Origin of the sequence: Streptomyces sp. NPDC093109 (assembly GCF_040701725.1) — a bacterium.
Lineage (GTDB): Bacteria > Actinomycetota > Actinomycetes > Streptomycetales > Streptomycetaceae > Streptomyces.
The window spans coordinates 114,150-129,217 of record NZ_JBFBEZ010000012.1 but is presented as its reverse complement, the minus strand read 5'-3'; the positions used below and the strand labels follow the sequence as shown (position 1 = coordinate 129,217).

General features: G+C 70.9%; 13 protein-coding genes and 1 pseudogene. 8 read left to right on the top strand and 6 right to left on the bottom strand.

The features are described from left to right. Window positions 1–106: 106 nt before the first annotated feature. From AB0389_RS14440 to AB0389_RS14425, 4 genes and pseudogenes are all read right to left on the bottom strand, one after another. Window positions 107–538 carry a hypothetical protein gene (locus AB0389_RS14440; protein WP_366395698.1) on the bottom strand — a complete coding sequence of 144 codons (432 nt, stop codon included), beginning with the start codon at window positions 536–538 and terminating at the stop codon, window positions 107–109. Window positions 539–936: 398 nt separating this feature from the next. Further along, a pseudogene (locus AB0389_RS14435) lies at window positions 937–1,374 on the bottom strand (NUDIX domain-containing protein); the annotation flags it as partial. Window positions 1,375–2,561: 1,187 nt separating this feature from the next. Continuing rightward, on the bottom strand, window positions 2,562–3,209 hold the full coding sequence (locus AB0389_RS14430; protein ID WP_366395697.1) for a hypothetical protein: 648 nt from the start codon (window positions 3,207–3,209) through the stop codon (window positions 2,562–2,564). A gap of 877 nt (window positions 3,210–4,086) precedes the next feature. Next, window positions 4,087–4,509 carry an ATP-binding protein gene (locus tag AB0389_RS14425; RefSeq protein WP_366395759.1) on the bottom strand — a complete coding sequence of 141 codons (423 nt, stop codon included), beginning with the start codon at window positions 4,507–4,509 and terminating at the stop codon, window positions 4,087–4,089. 578 nt (window positions 4,510–5,087) lie between these two features. On the opposite strand from AB0389_RS14425, the gene AB0389_RS14420 reads away from it, so the two are divergent. From AB0389_RS14420 to AB0389_RS14410, 3 genes are read left to right on the top strand one after another with little or no spacing between them, the layout of a single operon-like run. After that, entirely contained in the window at window positions 5,088–6,107 is a 1,020-nt protein-coding gene (locus tag AB0389_RS14420) for a hypothetical protein (protein ID WP_366395696.1), read from the top strand. Then, the gene (locus AB0389_RS14415) at window positions 6,104–6,670 is read left to right on the top strand and encodes a GNAT family N-acetyltransferase (protein WP_366395695.1); all 567 of its coding nucleotides are present in this window, start codon (window positions 6,104–6,106) and stop codon (window positions 6,668–6,670) included. The genes AB0389_RS14420 and AB0389_RS14415 overlap by 4 nt, the downstream gene beginning before the upstream one ends. 40 nt (window positions 6,671–6,710) lie before the next feature. Then, window positions 6,711–7,292 (top strand): HD domain-containing protein, encoded by a 582-nt coding sequence (locus AB0389_RS14410; protein ID WP_366395694.1) that lies wholly within the window; start codon window positions 6,711–6,713, stop codon window positions 7,290–7,292. A 25-nt stretch (window positions 7,293–7,317) separates the two neighbouring features. On the opposite strand, the gene AB0389_RS14405 is transcribed toward AB0389_RS14410, so the two are convergent. Further along, window positions 7,318–8,376, bottom strand: a complete 1,059-nt coding sequence (locus AB0389_RS14405; RefSeq protein ID WP_366395693.1) for a small ribosomal subunit Rsm22 family protein — start codon at window positions 8,374–8,376, stop codon at window positions 7,318–7,320. A gap of 254 nt (window positions 8,377–8,630) precedes the next feature. On the opposite strand from AB0389_RS14405, the gene AB0389_RS14400 reads away from it, so the two are divergent. Further along, window positions 8,631–9,959: a hypothetical protein gene (locus tag AB0389_RS14400; RefSeq protein ID WP_366395692.1), complete on the top strand. Its 1,329-nt coding sequence runs from the start codon at window positions 8,631–8,633 to the stop codon at window positions 9,957–9,959. 17 nt (window positions 9,960–9,976) lie between these two features. On the opposite strand, the gene AB0389_RS14395 is transcribed toward AB0389_RS14400, so the two are convergent. Then, window positions 9,977–11,413: a multidrug effflux MFS transporter gene (locus AB0389_RS14395; RefSeq protein ID WP_366395758.1), complete on the bottom strand. Its 1,437-nt coding sequence runs from the start codon at window positions 11,411–11,413 to the stop codon at window positions 9,977–9,979. A gap of 176 nt (window positions 11,414–11,589) precedes the next feature. On the opposite strand from AB0389_RS14395, the gene AB0389_RS14390 reads away from it, so the two are divergent. The 4 genes from AB0389_RS14390 to AB0389_RS14375 all read left to right on the top strand — a co-directional run bounded on the left by AB0389_RS14390 (window position 11,590) and on the right by AB0389_RS14375 (window position 15,011). After that, the gene (locus AB0389_RS14390) at window positions 11,590–12,588 is read left to right on the top strand and encodes a Gfo/Idh/MocA family oxidoreductase (protein ID WP_366395757.1); all 999 of its coding nucleotides are present in this window, start codon (window positions 11,590–11,592) and stop codon (window positions 12,586–12,588) included. A gap of 114 nt (window positions 12,589–12,702) precedes the next feature. Continuing rightward, window positions 12,703–13,494 carry an SDR family oxidoreductase gene (locus AB0389_RS14385; RefSeq protein ID WP_366395691.1) on the top strand — a complete coding sequence of 264 codons (792 nt, stop codon included), beginning with the start codon at window positions 12,703–12,705 and terminating at the stop codon, window positions 13,492–13,494. A 90-nt stretch (window positions 13,495–13,584) separates the two neighbouring features. Next, window positions 13,585–14,184 carry a SigE family RNA polymerase sigma factor gene (locus AB0389_RS14380; RefSeq protein ID WP_366395690.1) on the top strand — a complete coding sequence of 200 codons (600 nt, stop codon included), beginning with the start codon at window positions 13,585–13,587 and terminating at the stop codon, window positions 14,182–14,184. Between the two features lie 2 nt (window positions 14,185–14,186). After that, window positions 14,187–15,011, top strand: a complete 825-nt coding sequence (locus tag AB0389_RS14375) for a hypothetical protein (protein ID WP_366395689.1) — start codon at window positions 14,187–14,189, stop codon at window positions 15,009–15,011. Window positions 15,012–15,068: the final 57 nt, after the last annotated feature.

Below are 15,068 nucleotides of genomic sequence, written 5' to 3'. Positions count from 1 at the left end.
GCTCCGCGCGGTAACCCAGCCACAGCACGGGAACGCCGGACGCCGGAGAGCGCCGGCGGCGACCTGGGGGAAGAGGACGCCGATTCGGAATAACCGGCGGCGGAATCTATTCGACCGTCAGCCTCAGCTCCCACCGAGAAAGCTCTTCGCTCACGCCGGCTCTTCTTTGACTCACGCAGAGACCGCCATCGACCGGAACCTCCAGCGCGAGAATCCGAGATCTCCTGAAAAATGTAAGTCTCGACTTTATGGCCGCAGTCCCATTGAAGACGTGCGCTATCAGGTCTCCGAGACTGTTCATCGGCACATCCTCGAAGACCCAGTCATCGAGCAGAAGCCTGGCCGTCCGCGAGCCGGTCGATGCCCACATGATCCCGATGTAGACATCAGCCCCCTTGAGCAGGCCGCTCCAATCCGTGAACCAGCTCTCGGCGTTGACGCCTCGCCTGTCCAAGACTGCGTCCTGCGAGCCCAGCCCGCGAAGAACGCCTTCGACCAGATCCAGACCGGAGAAGTCGTCCGTTCCGTCATGCTGCACAGAAACCTCCCACACACACAGATCCAGCGCCTACCGCGCCGGAATATTGAACCAGCCGTGGCGGAATCCCCGAGGTCGACAACGCGATGGATCGAGGATCACCTACCAGGGCCCCATTCCCTTCGGATCAACTTCCAGCACCTCTGGCCAAGAAGCAGGATCCAGCCACAGGTGAACACCCCTGGAAGGATTGCCCACCAAGACCCCCAACTAGAAAAAGTGAAGACCAAGCCGCCCACGATGAAGAATATTTCTCCATAAATACTGGCATTAAAATCCTTTCCCATATCGACGACCTTTCCTGTCGCATGACGGACAAAGAGGTGGGCGCGCGCACGCTTCCCCCAGGCCGCCCCGGCCTGCTGCACACAGAAACTACGGGGCGACCGAACCGCCGGCCATCCGGCCAAGGAGACCTCCGCGCCGCCGGTCAGGTAGTGATGGAGTGCGCTCGCCGTGGTGTCCACGAAGTCCTGCGGGATGGCGTCGGCATCGACCCAGCTGACCCGGGAGTGTTTGCGGGGTTCGCGGTTCTCGGGTTCGCCGGTCCATTCGTGCGCGGCGAAGACAACGGTGAGGAAGCCGTTGGGGGCTTCGACGCCCCAGGCGCCGTGGATGATGTGCGCGACCTTGAGGGACTCGGGCTTCACGGTGAGGCCCGTCTCCTCGTAGAGCTCGCGGACCGCGGTTTCGGTGACGGGCTCGCCCGGCTCGCTCTTCCCGACGGGGAGGTCCCACATGCCCTGGGCGAACTTGGCGTTCTCGCCGCGCTGGAGGAGGACGACGCGGTGGGTGGCCCTGTCGTGGACGATGACGGCCGCGACCAACAAGGTCATCGAGTCGAGCGCCGGCTTGAGGGCTGGGGAGCGGCCGACCGTGTCCGCGAGCTTGGCCAGCACCGCGGCGCTCGCCGGGATGTCGTGGCTCAGCCGGACCGCGTGGTGCGGCAGTACGGCGAGGCGGGACGCGACCTCGGCGCGTGCGCTGTCCCGGCCGCCGCCGTCGACGCCCCGGGCCTGGCCGAAGACGTCCGGGTACCGGTCCTCCGTCGCCCCCGACATGAAGTCGGCCTCTCCCAGCGTCCGGGCGCCGTCGACAACGCCCGGCTCCGCGTCGGCGTCGACCTGCGGGAAGAGGAGTCCCGCCGCCCGCCCACCGGTGGCCAGGGGCACGGCGAACAGGTCCGGGAACTGGTCAGGGAACACCTGGACCTTCCGCTCCCGCTTCGCGTTCTCCCCCGACTTCGCCCGCGACTTCTCCCACAGCGGCGTGCGGTCACCGGCGAGCAGCGCGTCGGTCACGGCCTGGTGCTGAGTCGGGTGGAAGGTGCCCCCGGCCCGCAGGTGCTCGCGCGCGATGACGTCCCAGCCGAGCGCGTGGAGCAGACCCAGGCCGAGCGCGGCGGCGGACGGCCAGGGGACGACCTCGACGTCCCGCTCGCCGGTCGGCCGGACCAACACCCGGTCGTTCGCGAGGAGTTGCCAGCCGTGCGAGGCGAGCAGCAGGGCCGTGGTGGTCTTCCCGGCCCCCTTGCCGCCGAAGGCAAGCAGCGTCGCGCCGTCGGCCGGCCGTACGACGGCGGAGGAGTGGAGCACGGCCCAGCCGTCCCGCAGGAGCTGCCCGCGAATCGCCTCCCGCGCGAGCCGCGCGGCGGCCAGGGCGAGGGGCCGCGCGTCGGTACCGGCGAGGACGAGACGGCCGGAGGACGGCGTGCTGCGGTACGCGATCCCCTCGTCCGGCGACGTGGCGACGGTGTCCTCGCCGTCGCGTGCCACCCGCAGCGGGTGCCTCGCGTAGTCCACGGTCTCCGTGGGCCGGCCGTCGTGGACGAGGCGGGTGATGTCCTCGTAACCGCCGGGCTCGACGTCCGCGATCACGACGGCGTCCGCGCACACGCCGGCCGGGTCGACCGGAGTGGCGTTCCACCACGGCCCGAAGTACCGCAGCGCCCAGTCGGTGACCTCCGGACGGTTGCTGAGGACGGTGACGGCTGCCGCCGCGGCCTCAAGTCGGGTAGCGCTGATCATGGAGTGATCCTCTCGGCAGGAGCGGGGAGTTGGGTGTAGGCGCCGCGGAGACTGCCCGCCGCGGAGTCCAGAGACAGACGCTCGGAACGGGTGAGCGAGGGCAGACACGGCACTGCCGTACCGCCGGTGAAGCGCATCGGAATCCCGAGCCAGACGTCCCCGTACGGCACGGACAGTTCCTCGACGCCGTCGAGAAGGCCGAGGGCCTTACGGAGCGTGGACAGCACGGCACCGGCGGGCCCGCAGCGGGTACGGCCGATACCGGTACGGATGAACGCGGGCCTCCGCTGGAGGTCTTCCACGACCACGTCCACCGGGACCGTGACCGGCCGGCCGGCGACGGTGGTCGTGGACACGCACACGACGGCGCGGTCACCGTGCTCACCGATCACATGGCCGCGTACGAGGTCCGGAGACACCTGCGCGTACCGGGCCAGCAGCAGCCGGTACCGGGCCGAGTCGAGGTTCGAACCGATCCCGAAGACCCGGGCGCAGCGCGATACTTCGGCGAAGCGGCGGGTCATCAGGTCCACCGGGTTCGTCACGACGAGGACGGTCCCGCCGTACCCGCGCAGCTCCCGCGCGAGGGCGCCGAGAGCGGGGGCGTTCGTAACGGCGCCTCCGCGTCGGATGTCCGACCGCACCGGCCATCCGGAACAGTCGGCACACCGCGCTCCGTACCAGCTCCACGACCTCCAGGCGCTCCTGCTCCGGAAGCCCACTGTCCCGGCCGAGCGCCCGCAGACAGCCGCTGGCGCTCGGGGCGTTGAACTTCCGGCGGAATACGCCGACGATGGACCGCTCGCCGATCGGCGCCGCACCGCGCAGACACTCGGCGCCGACCGGACCGTGCAGATCGCCAAGGGCCAGGAGGACCGCGTCGAGGAGAATGCCCGTCTCCCACGGGCGGGCCGCCAGCTCGTCGGTCAGAGACGTCCCCGCCGCGATCCGCGTGAGGAGGACCCCGTCGTTCAGGCCGGCCGTCCCGCACACCCGAGGGCGCCCGAGCCTACGAAGAAGCTCCAGGTTCCGCGCCTCGCGCGCCGTCAGCAGCTCGGTGCTCCTGACGTACGTACGTTGCGCTTCCTGGACCTCCTCCCACGTCCCACCGGCGCCCCGCAGGATGGACACCAGGGACATGCCCAGCCAGCTGTACTTGGCGATCAGCTCCTCTCCGTCCACCGTGACCCGGCAGACGTACGACGTAACGCTCGGGCACTGAGCGCCGAGGACGACATGCTTGCCCGGCCACAGTTCTTCGACCGCGCGGGTGATGACCCGCCGGGTCACGGTGTGCAGCAGCGCCGCGTCCACCGCCGTGTTCTCGCGTGTCGTGAGGGTCATCGGCCGCCTCCTTGCTGGGATCGCGCTTCTTGTGGGGATTGGTCATGTGTTCTGGGGTGCGCATCATGCGGGGTTAGGCGTGTGCCGAGGGCACTCGGCTACCCGCCCGAGATCGTCAGGACGAGGGATGCGAGGAGCGCGGCCGGCGTCACCACGCAGAGGATTTGGCGGGCGCGTTCACTCACCGGGATCGCCCTCCGGAGCGCCCAGTTCGGCCCATACGCGCTTTCCCCAGGCCATCGGGTCGACTCCCCACCGCCCGCCGCTCAGCACGTCCACGATTTCCAGGCCCCGCCCGGACTCCTCGGCCGAGTCAGCGGGCCGATGCCGCGGGCGCTTACGCGACAGGTCCACCACCGCGACCCGGACCCGCTCGCCGCTCAGCCGCGTCACGGTCACCCGGACCGACTCCCGCCGTGCGTGCAGAACCGCGTTCGTCAGCAGCTCGCTGATGACCAGCTCGGCACTGTCCCGCACGTCGCCCATGCCCCAGACGTCCAGGGCCAGGTTCACCAGACGGCGGGCGGCGGGCGCGGACTCCGGGGTTCTCGGCAGCGTCTCGGTGTAGGCGGGCAGAGTGCCCGTGCCGGTCTCGACCATCACGAGCGAACCAATCCTGATTTTGCTGACGGGACTTCGGCCGACTGGCCCGAGGGGAGCGGCGTCAGTCATCCGGAACCTCCTTCGAGCGGCTATCGCTACAGCGGAGAACAAGACCCCGGACCGTAGCCGGGGCTGCCTCCCTCACATACAAGCCAACTCCCTGGCAACTGGTCACGCCGGACGTTCAGCCGGACTTTTCGCCGGACTTTTGACCAGGACGGACTTTCACACCGTCACGCAAGCGCTACCGTCGGTATGAACCAGATCACTGGGGGTACAGGATGGACGTCGTCACACCGTTCGAGCAGGCGTGTATCGAGCGCGGGTGGTCGAAGCCGGCGGAATTCTTACGGGCCTTCCAGCAGACGGCGGATGTCCTTGGCGAGCCGACCACCATGACCGACCGTCAATTCCGCCGGTGGCGGCAGCCGGCGCCGCCCGCGCCGAGGCTCCGGGCCTGGAAGGTCCTGCACGCGATGTTCGGAGTGAGCCCCAGCATCCTGGGCTTCCCCGGACCTCCGCCAGGCGTCACTGTGGGATGTGCACCTTTCCCCACACAGAGAGGCGTGTCTCCCGTGGACCGACGCGCGTTCCTCGCCGACACCGTAGGGGTGACAGCCGCCGCGGGCCTGCCGGTCCACCCCCGCCCACTCACTCCCACCGGATCGACCGGCGCCGTTGGAACCGTACAACTCCTCGAACTCCGTGAGGGACTGCGCTCGCTCCTCCAGCTCGACAACGCGTACGGCGGGACCGATGTCCGCTCGCTGGCGGTCCGTCACCTCCGTCGTGTCCGCCGGATCCTGAACACCCGCACCTATCCGGACACCATCGGCCGGCAGCTCCAGCTCCTCGCGGGGGAGGCCGCCGCGTACTGCGGGTGGCTCTTCTACGACGCCGATGACCAGGACAACGCCCGCCTGTACTGGGGCCAGGCCCTGGCCACCGCCACGGTCCTACGAGACCAGGACCTCGAAGTTCTCGTCTTCTCTTCCATGAGCTTGCAGGCGTGCCACGAAGGCCGCCCCCGGGAAGGGCTCGAACTCGCCAGGGCCGCCCAGGAGCGCGCCACCAGCCTCGGCTCTCCCACGCTCCGGTCGATCATCGCCGCGCGTGAGGCGCGTGCCCTGTCCCTCCTGAACGACGGCCGCAGCGCCGGTCGGCGACTCACCGAGGCCATGCATCTGGTCGACCGGAGCAGCACGGGCCGTGGCCGTCCGGCCCCGGAGTGGGCGGCGTTCCACGGGCATGCCGAACTCGACTACTCCCAAGGGATGCTCTACGCCGAACTCGGCCAACACCACTCCGCCGCGCAATTCCTCCGGGCCGCCCTCGACCACCAGGACCGTACCTACGGCCGCAACCGCGCCCTGTACCGGCTCAGACTCGCGGAAAGCCTCGTCCGGGCCGGCGATGTCGACGAGGGCGCCGCTCATGCCGTAGGAAGCCTGGAGCACCTCGAAGAAGTTGAGTCCGGCCGCGTCACGCGGAAGCTCCGCGAAGTGACGGGCCTGCTTCGCGACAGCGACGCTGTCTCCGCAGGTCAGGCCGTCGGGGAGCTGACCGAGTACGCCCGGGCGAAGGGAGCGGCGTGACGCAGTCCGAGTTCGCCTACGAACGGTTCGAGGGCGAGGAAGCCGCCGAACGGCTCGACGACTTCATCGCGGCCTACGAGGAGGTGTACGCCGAGCCGCCGTACCGCGAAGGCCCCAGCGACATCGCGGAGTTCATCCAGCGCTACCAGGTGCAGGTACGGAAGGCCGGGATGCGTCTCGTCATCGCGCGTGACGGCGATCAGGTCGTTGGTTTTACTTACGGCTACCTTCTCCCAGCCACCAGTAGGTGGTGGTCCAACGTCCAGGAGGACCTGGCCGAGGACTTCACCCGCGAAGACGGCGCACGGACCTGGGTCATCCTCGAACTCGCCGTGCGGAAGGCATGGCGGCGTCTCGGGGTCGCCGCCCATCTGCACGCCCTGCTCCTCGACTGCCTGGACGTCGAGCGCGTCACCCTGACCGTCCGGCCCGAGCCCGAGGCGAAGGCCGCCCGGTCGGCGTACGGAAAGTGGGGATACCGCGAGGTCGGGCTGTCGCACCCGTGGGACGAGGCACCGTTCTACACCGCGATGGTGCTCGACCTCCCGGGACCCACCGCCTGACCTCGGCCGTACCGTACCCCTGCGTGAGAGGAGCCCGACAGTGACCGACGATCTGAGCGCCGTGGCCCGATTCCTGTACGAGGCGGGGACGCTGAAGTCCACCAGGCGCAGCGGCTGGTGGATGGCCGGTGTCAAGGACCCCGAGTCCGTCGCCGATCACTCCTGGCGCACCGCTCTCATCGCCTCCGTCATCGCGAAGCTGGAGGGAGCGGACCCGGCCCAAGCCGCGGTTCTCGCCGTCTGGCACGACTCTCAGGAGACCCGTACGGGGGATGTCAACCACCTCGGCAAGAAGTACGCCAAGGGCGAGGCCGATCCCCGCGACATCACCGCCGACCAGGTGGCCGGCATGCCCGAGGTGCTGGCGGACACGATCCGCGAACTCGTCGCGGAGTACGAGGCGAAGGACTCACCGGAGGCTGTCTGCGCGCGTGACGCGGACAAGTTGGAGTGCATGATCCAGGGCATCGAGTACCGGGATCAGGGCTATGCCAACGCGCAGCGCTGGATCGACAACAGCCGGGGCCGGATCACCACCGCGTCCGGTCAGGCGCTCGCCGACGCTGTGCTGGAGACAGGATCGCTCGATTGGCTGCGCTCGGCCCTCGGCGAGAACCCCTGATCCGCAGGGATCCGCGGACGGGTCCTCACCGGATCCGCTCGTCGCCCCGCCCGTCGCCCCGCCCGTCGCCCCGTTCGTCGCCCCACTCGTCCCCCCACTCCGTGTCCCGCGCCGCGCGGTACAGGGGGCCGTGGCGCTTGGTGACCGTTTCTCGGGTCAGGCCGTCCTTCTCCGTGCAGAGGTCGAGGAGGACCTGGCCCTTGCGGATCTGCGGCTTGCGCGTCACGCGGGCACGCGCCGGGGTGGCGTCGAAGCGCACTGCCGCTACGTAGCTGAACTTCTCGTCCTCGTACGGCAGTGAGCCGCCCTTGATCTGGCGGTGCAGGGAGGAGCGGCTGACCCGGGCCGCGAAGTGGCACCAGTCCGTGCCGGGCTCGATGGGGCAGGTGCCGTCGTGGGGGCAGGGGGCGGCGACGCGCAGGCCCGCCGCGATCAGGCGGGTCCGGGCCTCGATGATCCGCAGGTAGCCGTCGGGGGTGCCGGGTTCCACGATCACCACGGCGCGCGCGACGCGGGCGGCCTCGGTGACGAGTGCGTCGCGGTCGGGGGCGGTGAGTTCCTTCAGTACGTACGAGACGGTGACCAGGTCGGCCGCCGGCAGCTCCAGCGCCGCGCCGATCCTGGCCCGGCGCCAGTCGGCGGCGCGCAGGGCGGGCAGCGCGGAGGCGGCGGCCAGTTCGCGGCCGAGGGCGAGCGCGGGTTCTGCCCAGTCCAGGACGGTGGTCGTGCGGGGCGGTGTGCCGGCGGGAGCCCGCACATCCGGCCATACCGCGTCCGCCGCCCATACCGCCGCCCCCGTACCGCCGCCCACGTCGAGGTGGCTGCCGGGGGTCCAGTCGGGCGCGGCGGTCGCGAGCGCCGTCAGGGCGGACCGTACGGCCTCGAAGGTCGCGGGCATCCGGTACGCGGCGTACGCGGCCACGTCGGAGCGGTCCCGGAGTACGGGCGCGTCCGTCGGGGTCGTCCCCCGGTAGTTGGCGATCAGCCGGTCGACGGCCTGCGTGGCCTGCTTGGGCGGCAGTCCTTCGAGCAGTCCGGCGAGGGCGGCCCGCAGGGCTTCCGGGGTGGAGAGGGTGGCGTTCACCGGCAAATCGTAGACGCGGAATGTTCTCTTCCGAATCTGGCCCGCAGCCGGCCCGGGTCCGGTCCGGATCAGCCGATCGCGCTTTCGGGCGGCTCCTGACCCCCAAGCGGGCACCGTACTCGCGCGTACGGTCCGTGTACGGTCCGGGTCCGGTCACCCGGCTCCGGTCACCGGGGATCGAACGGCGGGACGGGCACACGCAGTTGCTACGCTACGCGCCTCGGCTGGCCGGCAGTGCTCTCCCGGAGGGACCAATGAGACAGAGGGTCGTACGGATCACCCTGGTAGCCGGGGTGATCGTGCTGGCGCTGCTGCTCCTGCTGGCCACCTGCGGCGGCAAGGAACCCACCAGGGCCAGGGCCAAGGAACCGGTCCCGCAGGCGACCGGCGACAGCGCGGCCCGCGCGCCCCGGCTCAGTGTGCCGTCCGCGTACGACACAACGCGCGGCTGGGACATTCCGGACAGCTCCCCCGAGTACGCGGTCGCCGAGGCCACGAACCGGGTCGCCTACCTCGAACGGGCAGGCGCCGGCCGGTTCCGGCTGCGGACGATCAACCCGGCGACCGGCAAGCACGGCTGGGAAGGGCAGCCCGCGCGCCCGCTCTCCTCCGGCGACCGCTTCCCGCGGCTGCTGTCCGTCGCCAAGGACGGCCAGGAGTACTTCGTCACCTGGTCGTACGGGAAGCTCGACGCGCAGGGGCTGCGCCCCGCCGAGTCGCTCGTCTCCCTCGACGTGTACGACGCCGCCGCCGGCTCCGTCACCCGGGTCGAGGTGCCGTGGACGGACGCGCCGGTGGTGAGCGCGGACGGTCCTGGGATCCTGATCAGCGACGGCAAGGCCACCAGCGCGGTCGTCGACCCGGAGACCGGTGATGTGGTCAAGGTCCCGCCGGGCTCGCTCGGCTACCCGAAGAAGTGCGCGGACTGCCGCAAGCTGACCCAGGTGCGGGCGATGACCGACAAGGGGCTGCTGGTCAGCGGCGCGCGCGGGTTCTGGGTGCGCGGCGGCTGGTACAGCGGGAAGACCGCCCCGAAGAACGCCGACCCGGCGTCCGGGATCCCGGCCTCGGTCACGGGCGGCTACCTCCTCGCCAAGTGGCAGCCGAAGAAGGGCGCGAAGGACGTCCGTACGCACGATCTGTGGGTGCTGCACGAGGTGGCGACCGGCAAGGCCGTCACGCAGGTGCGCTGCCGCAGGCCGGCGATCAAGCCGGTCGACGACCCGCGGCTCGTCAGTTCGCCGGGCGGCCACTTCCTGATCGCGGGGCGGCTCGCCTTCGATCTGGACGAGAAGAAGGCGTACTGCTTCGAGGAGGAGGACGGCACCGATCCGCTGACCCTGACGACGGTCTCGGACGACGGCACGGCGTACGGCGCGATCAGCGTGCGCAGCCCGGCGGACGCCCTCGCGGGCGGCGGGGGCCCGGTCAGGGTGGATCTCACGAACGCGGCGCCCGCGCCGATGGCCGCCAATGTGCGGCTGCCCAGCGGAGAGACCATGAACGTCGGTCTCTTCCGCTGGACGGACGGCAGGGACAGGCCGCATCTGATCGGCTACCCGCACCGCTCCGACGAGGACTGACCCTCGAACGCGACGGCTCAGCTGTGCGCCGTCGGCTGCTTCATCGGCCGCCGCTGCTGCCACGGCCGTACGAGGCCCACGAAGCAGCCCAGCGCCCCGAGCGCGCTCACCAGCTGGACGACCGCCATCGGCACCGCCGTCTCCTCGCCCGCGATCCCCACCAGCGGGGAGGCGACGGCGCCGATCAGGAACGACGCCGTACCGATCAGCGCGGACGCGGAACCGGCCGCGTGCGGGGTCCGCATCAGCGCCGACGCGTTGGTGTTGGGCATCGCGAGCCCCATCGCCGACATCAGCACGAACAGCCCGGCGGCGACCGGGAAGAGCCCCACGGAGCCGAACACCCCGCTGGTCATCAGCAGCAGCGCCAGCGCGGCGAGCGCGATGACGGTCAGCCCGAAGCCCAGCACCCGGTCCATGGCCACCCGGCCGACCAGGATCTTCCCGTTGATCTGGCCGACGGCGATCAGTCCGATGGAGTTGACGCCGAAGAGCAGGCTGAAGGTCTGCGGCGACGCACCGTAGATCTCCTGTACGACGAACGGCGAGGCCGCGATGTAGGCGAAGAGCGCGGCGAAGGCGAGCCCGCCCGACAGCATGTAGCCGGTGAAGACCCGGTCGGCGACCAGTCCGCGCATGGTGCGCAGCGCGTGGCCGACGCCCCCGCTGTGGCGCCGCTCCGGCGGCAGCGTCTCGTGCAGCCACTTCCAGACGACGAAGGTCAGCGCGATTCCGACGACGGTGAGGACGACGAAGATGCCGCGCCAGTCGGTGAGCCGCAGCACCTGGCCGCCGATGACGGGCGCGATCACCGGCGCGACACCGGAGATCAGCATCAGCGTGGAGAAGAAGCGGGCCATCTCCTCGCCGTCGTAGAGATCACGCACCACCGCGCGGGCGATCACGATGCCGGCCGCGCCCGCGAGCCCCTGGAGCAGCCGGAACCCGATGAGGAGTTCGGTGGTGGGGGCCAGGGCGCAGAGGGCGGTGGCGAAGACGTAGACGAACATGCCGAGGAGCAGCGGCCTGCGCCGGCCCCACCGGTCGCTCATCGGTCCCACGACGATCTGGCCGAGCGCCATGCCGGCGAGACAGGCGGTGAGGGTGATCTGGACGGTCGCTGCCGGTGAGTTCAGCGAGCGGGTGACCTCGGGCAGCGCCGGGAGGTACATGTCCATGGAGAGCGGGGGGAGGGCGGTGAGTCCGCCGAGTACGAGGGTGACGAGCAGCCCGGCGCGGCGCGCGGCGACGACGGGCGCGGCCTGCGGAGTCTGGGCGGCCTGCGGGGTCTGCACCGCCTCCGGGCCGCTCCCCGAGGCCTGCGTCGGGAGGGGGATCTTCGTGGGGAGGGGGGTTTCCGTGGTGTTCGGAAGGTCTGCCGGACGGCTCTGTCCTGGCGGTATGTGTCCTTCGCGGGTCGCGCGTCCTTCTGTGGTTCGGCCGCCGTCCGGCATCCATAGCTCCATGATTCGTTGTTGACACACCTATGCTCTCAGCTCAGCCGGAGTCATCGGGACCTATTAATGGGGGCGCAGTCATGACAGCGAGCGGAACCACGGACGGAACCACGGACGGAACCACGGGAGAGACCGCGCGGGGCATAGCCCAGGACAGGCCCGTGCGCTGGGGTGTGCTGGCGACGGGCGGGATCGCCGAGCGGTTCGTGACCGACGTACGGGAGCTGCCGGACGCGGAGATCGTCGCGGTGGCCTCGCGCAGCGACGCGCCCGCGAAGGCGTTCGCGGACCGGTTCGGGATTCCGCGCGCGTACGGGGAGTGGGCGGCGCTCGTCGCGGACGAGGAGGTCGACATCGTGTACGTGGCGACCCCGCACTCCGCGCACCGGGCGGCCACCGGGCTCGCGCTGGCGGCGGGGAAGCCGGTGCTCTGCGAGAAGGCGTTCACGCTGAACGCGCGCGAGGCCGGGGAGCTGGTGTCACTCGCGCGGGAGCGGGGGCTCTTCCTGATGGAGGCCATGTGGATGTACTGCAACCCGGTCATCCGGCGGCTGGCGGAGCTGGTGCGGGACGGGGCGGTCGGCGAGGTCCGTACCGTACAGGCGGACTTCGGCCTCCAGGGGCCGTTCGCGCCCGATCACCGGCTGCGGGATCCGGCGCTGGGCGGCGGGGCGGTGCTGGACCTCGGTGTCTATCCGGTCTCGTTCGCGCATCTGCTGCTGGGTGAGCCGGACCGGGTGCGGGCGGACGCGCTGCTGTCGCCGGAGGGCGTCGATCTGAACACCGGAATGCTGCTGGGCTGGGACTCGGGGGCGACAGCGCTGCTGACCTGCTCGGTGACGGCGGGCACCGCGGCGACGGCGACGGTGACGGGCACGACGGGCCGGATCGATGTGCCGGGGGGCTTCTTCACGGCGGAGCGGTTCGTGCTGCGCAGGAACGGCGCGGAGCCGGAGGAGTTCACGGCGGACGGCTTCGTGGGGGACGGCTTCACCGGGGACGGCGGTATGCACGGGCTCCAGTACGAGGCCGCCGAGGCGATGCGCTGCCTGCGGGCGGGGGAGACGGAGTCGCCGCTCGTTCCGCTGGAGGGGACGCTCGCGGTGATGCGGACGCTGGACGCGGTACGGGACCGTATCGGCGTGCGGTACCCGGTGGACGCTTCCGCGTGAGGTACCCGGTGGACGCTTCCGCGTGAGGTAGCCGGTGGACGGCCTGGTGGACGCCATGGTGGACGCCCCTGTGGACGCTTCCGCCCGAGACCGTACGACCGTACGCTCCGTTTCATGAACACGGTGGCGAGCGGCAACGACAACGGCGGCGGCAGCGTTCCGGCGGAGCGGATCGCGGTGGTGACGGGCGCCGGCTCCGGCATCGGCCGCGCCGTGTGCGGCGCCCTGAGCGGCGCGGGCTGGACCGTGGTCCTGGCGGGCCGGAAGCCGGCGGCCCTGGCGGAGACGGCGGCGGCGCTGGCGGGTCCGGCGCTGCCGGTACGGACCGACGTGTCGGACCCCCGGGACGTGGACGCCCTCTTCGCGGCGGTACGGGAGCGGTACGGCCGCCTCGACCTGCTCTTCAACAACGCGGGCACCACGGGCCCCGGCGGCGTCCCGGTGGACGAACTCCCCTACGCCGCCTGGCAGAAGGTCGTGAACACCAATCTCACGGGCTCCTTCCTCTGCGCCCAGGGGGCGTTCCGGCTGATGAAGGCACAAGCCCCGGTGGGCGGCCGGATCATCAACAACGGCTCCGTCTCGGCCCACGCGCCCCGGCCGGACTCGGTGGCGTACACGGCGACCAAGCACGCCGTGACCGGGCTCACCAAGTCCCTCTCGCTGGACGGCCGTCCGTACCGGATCGCCTGCGGCCAGATCGACATCGGCAACGCGGCGTCGGACATGACCGAGCGGATGCGGAGCGGGGTGCCGCAGGCGAACGGCGAGCTGATGGCGGAGCCGGTGATGGACGTGGCGGACGTGGCCAGGACGGTGCTGCACATGGCGGAGCTGCCGCTGGAGGCGAACGTCCAGTTCGCGACGGTGCTGGCGACGACGATGCCGTACATCGGCCGGGGCTGAGGCCGCGGCCGGGGCTACCCCGGTTACCCCTCCCGGAAACTTTCTTCGGATCGGTGACAACCGCCCGGCCGGAGCGTCCGTCAATACGGCATGAAGTCCTTCTCCAAGGCAGGCGGCGGCGCCTCCGTCGTCACCAGAGGTGCCGGCGGAAACGCCATCGCCTTCGACGAGTTCGCGCGCAGCCGGCAGGCGCATCTGCGCCGCGCGGCGTATCTGCTGTGCGGCGACTGGCACTTGGCCGAGGACCTGACGCAGACGGCGCTGGCGAAGCTGTACGCGGTGTGGCACCGCGTCCACATGGACTCGCCGGACGGTTACGCCCGCAGGGTGCTCTTCCGTACGTTCCTGGACGAGCACCGGCGCCGGCGGTGGTGGGACCGGCCGACCGCGCACGAGTACGACGTGGTGGCCCCCGCGCAGGACCCGGAGCTGCGGCTGACGCTGCTGGCCGCCCTGCGGCAGGTGCCGACCCGCAGCCGGGCGGTGCTGGTGCTGCGGTTCTGGGAGGACCAGAGCGTGGAGGAGACCGCGGCGGCGCTGGGATGCAGCGCGGGAACGGTGAAGAGCCAGACGTCCCGGGGGCTGGCCACGCTGCGCCGCGTCCTGGGCGACACCCCGCTGACGTCGTCCGGGAATGGGGCCGGTGCGGGCGGGCGCGCCGGAATCAGCTATCCGAAGACGGAGCGGTGAGCATGATCAGCACGGACGGGAACGGCGGCGGAGGCATCGGCGATGACGGGTTCTCCCTGGCCGAGGCCCTCGGCGGACTGAGCACCGGCGCGGAACCGCCGATGCCCGACCTGGTGCCGGGCGCGATCGAACGCGGCGTACGGATCCGCCGCCGGCGCCGTATCGGTACGGCCCTGGGCTCCGCGGCGGTCGCGGCGACCTTCCTGACCGGCGGGTACGCGGTGGTGCTGCCGATGCTCGCGGGCGGGAACACGACGGCGTCGCCCGCGAACCCGGGGACCACCCGGGAGGACGCGGTCGTATACCCGTCGCTGGAGGTGCTGCGGTCGGTCGTCCACCCGAAGACCGGCACGGTCGAGGCGGCGTCACCGAAGCTGCCGGTGCGGCCGGGACAGTACTTCCTGCTGACCACGCCCGGGGGCGCTACGCACGAGCTGTACGTGTCGATCACACGGACCGCCGCCGCCCCGAAGGCGCTTGAGCTGAAGTCCGCCAAGGGCGATCCGCTCTGTCCTGCCAGTGCGGAGGACGCGTACGCCACCGGATGGAACAGCCTGCTGCGGGAGTGCTCCTTCAAGCCGTGGAAGCTGGGCCCGGTGCTGCTCTACGCCGTCGTGGCAGAGCCGCCGTCCGCCAAGGCGGACATTCAGTCGCGGTCGGCGACGGCGACGGGCGCCACCTACATGACCCCGGACGGCTGGACCGTGCAGGTGATCGCGGGCGCTCTCGACGGCTCCCGCGCCGGCCAGGACCAGGCGCTGACCTCCGATCAGCTGTGCGACCTGGCCACCAACCCGACGCTCCTCGACGCCGTCAAGGACGACTGACCACAGCTCCCCCTTAGCCACCCCGTAGCTCCCCGTCCGACAGCAAGCTCCGACAAC